This is a genomic window from Paenisporosarcina sp., assembly GCF_049671445.1.
GTDB lineage: Bacteria > Bacillota > Bacilli > Bacillales_A > Planococcaceae > Paenisporosarcina.
This window is the reverse complement of sequence record NZ_JBATUX010000092.1, coordinates 1-4,951: the sequence shown is the minus strand read 5'-3', so window position 1 is coordinate 4,951 and position 4,951 is coordinate 1. Positions and strand designations below refer to the sequence as shown.

Sequence of the window (4,951 nt, the reverse complement as noted above, 5' to 3'; positions counted from 1 at the left end):
ACTTCTATACGTGATGCACCCGTTGGAACACCAAAACTTTCCGGAAAATAAAATACTTCTTGAAGTTGCCAATTTACTTGATTCACTTCTTGTCCTCCTTCACGATGCTATGTGAAAGATTTTATGCGAGAGAACGAGCCTTTATGCTTGTAAAGATTGTTTTGATTTTTTATTGAAATAAATTTCACAGCATGGAGTTTCAATAATTAGTTGTATGAAGGAGCTGTCTTAAACGTCAAAAATATGACTAAGGCAGTTCCCTTTTTATAATTAGTAGAAGTCGATTTCCGTTCCAGACGGTCGCTTTCCGCGGGTGGTCCTTGTGCCTCCTCGTTCGCTACTCTCTCTGTGGGGTCACACCTGGACACACTTTTCCCGCTGGAGTCGCCGCCCTTCACTCCAATCAACTATAAGTTCATGATTTGCAAAACAGAGAATTATAACTGTTTACACTTGTCGAGAGTAGGTGTAGTAAAAAAACTAATTGTTCTCCACTTATTTTATATTAGGGACTTAAACGGGTCGTGTAGCTGCTATTTACATAACATCTAGGAGCGGAAGTAAAGCTTCAGTCACATGGAATTATTTGTTATACTTTTTTAAAAAGGCGAGGAACACAATGAACAGCAGAATTTACAATATATCTATTATTTCCATACTTTTGTTAGTTATTTATCTGTCATCAACACCTCTGCCCATTAAAATTTTTATGGCAGTTATGTCCATTGTTTTCTTTGTCCCGAGAATTAGGTCAATACTTTTCGGAAAAAAAATGATACAGAGAAAAATAAAGGCGGCTATCTATACTTCCATTACCTTCACATTATTTTGGTTTTGTGGAATCATTATATTGGATAAAAGTCTTGATTTTGAAAACTTAATTCTAGTTATATTTGTATTATTTTTTAGTTTGGTAGGGAATTTTAGTTATGGCTTATCTGTTTCTATTCTCTCAGAATTTTTAATAACCAAACTAACTTCCTACCGTATTTTAACGTCTTGTTTGGTACATATCGGATTTGGTTTATTGACATACTTTATATTTGTATTCGAGTTATTTCTTTTTTCAACAAGCTGCTCAATCATATTCTTTGTGACAGATCAATTACTTAGAAGAAAAGAAATTTCTCCAACTAACTTGCAGAAGAAAATGGATGTAGCCATATAAAATCTTTGAATGGAATTGAATGTGGCATACACAACTTATTAATATACCACCTCTAGGAAGTTAGCCCCTCCATGTCTCCACTTTTCGCTGCGCTACTGTTTGAAAGAAGAGCGTACCTTAATGGTTAGTCTTAAATAAAAGCAGAAAAAGGCCGAAAGTGAATCTTCGGCCTAATAACTACTTATTACTTCATTCTCTAGACGTACTACAATGAATAATTACTTTTGATTACTTATCTTATTAAGTGTAGCTTTCATAAAGAGAATGTAAAAAAAGATGATAAAGCTGGCTTGCATGAAATTCCCTAGCCAATTAAATGAATTGGAACGACTGTAATCTGAAATCACAAGAATAGCAAAAAGCCCAATAAATAATGCACTGTATAAGTATTTTTGGTTGAATTTCATTTTAATACACCTCGAGTTTATGTCTACCTTAATCAAGTGAATGTTAGTATTGCGCACCATTACTTAATACCAGTTCTCCAAAAACAAACATTCACTATATCCCGTAGGACGAAGCTTCTACATTTGGTAAAAATAGTTATAAATAGTATATATTCCTTCCTACTCTTAGTCAATCTTATCCGAACCATACTTTTTTCAGTTTATGCTTTCAACCATTTCTTTAAAGAATAGGTCAACACTGGTCCGGCTATTAACAAGATAAAGAAAATGCGGAATAGGTGAAAACTGGTGACCGTCGATAAATCCGCTCCAGTTTCTAAAGCGGTGATGGACATTTCGGCAATGCCCCCTGGAGCAGCACTAATAAAGAAATCCAAAAACGTGTTGATGGGATGAATGAACGTCTGTATGTATGCCATTCCTGCACAAAATGCGATGAGGGCTAAATTCGTCAGGACAATAGCATTAAACAATCGGAATGATAATTTATCTCGCACTTTTTCAAGCTGCAATCCTAAATGCGCTCCTACAAAAATCTGTGAAAGAATCAAAACGATAGCAGGCACTTCCACGACGGGATGATCTGTAATAAACTGCACAATCGCCATGGATAATATTGGCGCCATTAGTTCAGGTAAGGGAAAATGAATTTTCTTCATCCCCACAAAAAAGCCAATACCCAACACTGCAAATATGACAAAATGCACTAAGTTAAACGTCGACAACTCATCAATAGATACATCATTTATATGTGAACCTTGTGGAATCCACGCTGTTAAAAAAGGGACAACCGTTACAACGACAAAGATCCGAAACGTTTGCATTAACGTGACGACCGTTGAATTGGCGGTCTTTACTTCTTCACTTAGCAAGACCATTTGCGAAAGCCCCCCAGGAAGTGAACCTAATACACTAGTGGCAATCGTTTCCCCCGACATTTTCATAAATAATAAACTAAGAAGTAATGCCACACCGACAATCGATATCGTCATTAACACCATTAATGGGAAGTCACTCCACATTAGAACAATCGATGGTTTCGTAAATGATGAACCTATTTGAATCCCTAAAAAGATTAACCCAATTTGACGCAAAACTTTGGGCCATTCAAACTCAATTTTTGTATATTGGCGAAGCAGCAGCAAGGATACCATGGGACCGAGTAACCAAGGCAAAAAGATGCCAATCCTGTCAAAGATGAAACCTGCTGTGGCTGCTAGTAAAAATGTACGTAAAATAATCCAAGAATTGCGCAACTCTGTGTCACCTCTTTCACTTGCCTTGCTATATCTTCAAAAAAGCCCTGATACTCATTTGAGTACCAGGACATGTAAATTAAGCTAATTGAGCAAACACTTTATGGAATGCTGCTACTGTTTTTGCGATGTCTTCAGATGTATGAGCAGCAGATAAGAACATGCCTTCGAATTGAGAAGGTGGTAAGAAAATGCCTTCTTCAGCCATCAGACGATAATATTTGGCGAACAACTGAAGGTCAGATGTTTTCGCGATATCGTAGTTAGTAACTGTTTCATCCGTAAAGAAGAAACCAATCATTGACCCAGCACGATTTACCGTATGAGGGATGTGATATTTAGATGCCGCCTCACGGAAGCCAGCTTCTAATTGATCTGCTAAACGATTGAAGTGATCGTATGTTTCTGGTGTTAAGCGTGACAATGTTTCAAGTCCAGCAGTCATGGCAAGTGGATTGCCCGACAATGTGCCTGCTTGATAAATTGGACCACTTGGTGCGATTTGAGACATTATCTCAAGCTTTCCACCGTAAGCACCAACAGGAAGTCCCCCGCCGATTACTTTTCCTAAACATGTTAAATCTGGTGTTACATTGAAATGACCTTGTGCACAGTTATAGCCAACACGGAAACCAGTCATTACTTCATCGAAAATAAGAACTGTTCCATTTGCTGTCGATAGTTCACGAAGACCTTCCAAGAAGCCTGGTTCAGGACCAACAACGCCCATATTCCCAGCAACTGGTTCAACGATTACGGCAGCTAAGTCTTGTCCATGTTGTTCAAACGCAGTACGCACGCTCTCTAAATCGTTATAAGCTACAGTAATGGTGTTTTTCGCTACTGATTCCGGTACACCTGGGCTATCTGGTAAGCCTAACGTAGCGACTCCAGAACCCGCTTTAATTAATAAGCTGTCTCCATGTCCATGATAACAACCTTCAAATTTCAAAATTTTATCGCGTCCTGTGAAGCCACGAGCTGCACGTAATGCGCTCATTGTTGCTTCTGTTCCAGACGAAACCATACGGACCATTTCGATTGAAGGTACGCGTTCCATTACAAGTTTAGCTAAGTCATTTTCAACAAGAGTCGGAGCACCAAAACTAGTTCCCGTTTCTGCCACTTTTTGAATAGCAGCTACGACATCTGGATGCGTATGACCTAAAATCAATGGTCCCCAAGATAAGACGTAATCGATATATTCATTGCCATCCACATCAGTAATCGTTGCGCCTTTACCACTTGCCATGAAAATAGGATCCATGTCTACTGATTTAAATGCACGAACCGGGCTGTTAACTCCACCTGGCATTAATTTAACGGCTTCTGTAAATGCTTGTTTTGATTTTTCGTATGAACGTCCCATTATTTCGCCCCCAACCAACGTGCCACGTCTTTCGCGTGATACGTCATGATTAAATCTGCCCCTGCACGTTTCATGCTTGTTAATGTTTCCAGTACAATTCGTTCTTCGTCGATCCAACCATTTTGAGCTGCCGCTTTTACCATGGCATACTCACCACTTACATTGTAAGCTACGATTGGTAGGTCGAAGTTATTTTTCACGTCACGCACAATATCTAAATAAGACAAAGCTGGTTTAACAATGAGGAAATCAGCGCCTTCTTCCACGTCAGATGCTGCTTCACGCATGGCTTCATTGCGGTTAGCCGAATCCATTTGGTACGTTTTACGGTCACCAAATTGTGGTGTACTGTTCGCAGCGTCACGGAATGGACCATAGTATGCTGATGCGTATTTAACTGCATATGACATGATTGGCAGATGTGAAAAACCTGCTTCATCTAGGCCGTAGCGAATTGCTGCTACGAATCCATCCATCATATTCGACGGCGCAATGATGTCTGCTCCTGCTTTAGCTTGTGCAATCGCTGTTCGTGCTAATAAATCAAGTGTTGGATCATTTAATACTTGTCCGTTTTCAATAATTCCACAGTGACCATGGTCTGTGTATTCACACAAACATGTATCAGCAATGACGATTAATTCAGGATGACGGTTTTTCGCAAAGCGAATGGCTTCTTGAATGATGCCATGGTCGTGATACGCTTGTGTTCCTTCTGCGTCTTTTTCCAGAGGAATTCCGAACAAAATAA

Annotated in this window: 3 protein-coding genes; all 3 read right to left on the bottom strand. The window is 39.2% G+C overall.

The window, feature by feature from the left end; all coding sequences use genetic code 11:
* Positions 1-1,775: 1,775 nt before the first annotated feature.
* Complete coding sequence (locus tag WBG45_RS11775; RefSeq protein WP_424414779.1) at positions 1,776-2,831, bottom strand: AbrB family transcriptional regulator; 1,056 nt, start codon at positions 2,829-2,831, stop codon at positions 1,776-1,778.
* A gap of 79 nt (positions 2,832-2,910) precedes the next feature.
* Positions 2,911-4,200 (bottom strand): glutamate-1-semialdehyde 2,1-aminomutase, encoded by a 1,290-nt coding sequence (gene hemL / locus WBG45_RS11770; protein ID WP_424414777.1) that lies wholly within the window; start codon positions 4,198-4,200, stop codon positions 2,911-2,913.
* The coding region (gene hemB, locus WBG45_RS11765) for a porphobilinogen synthase (RefSeq protein ID WP_424414775.1) at positions 4,200-4,951 on the bottom strand (752 nt) is incomplete at its 5' end. The genes hemL and hemB, both read right to left, overlap by 1 nt.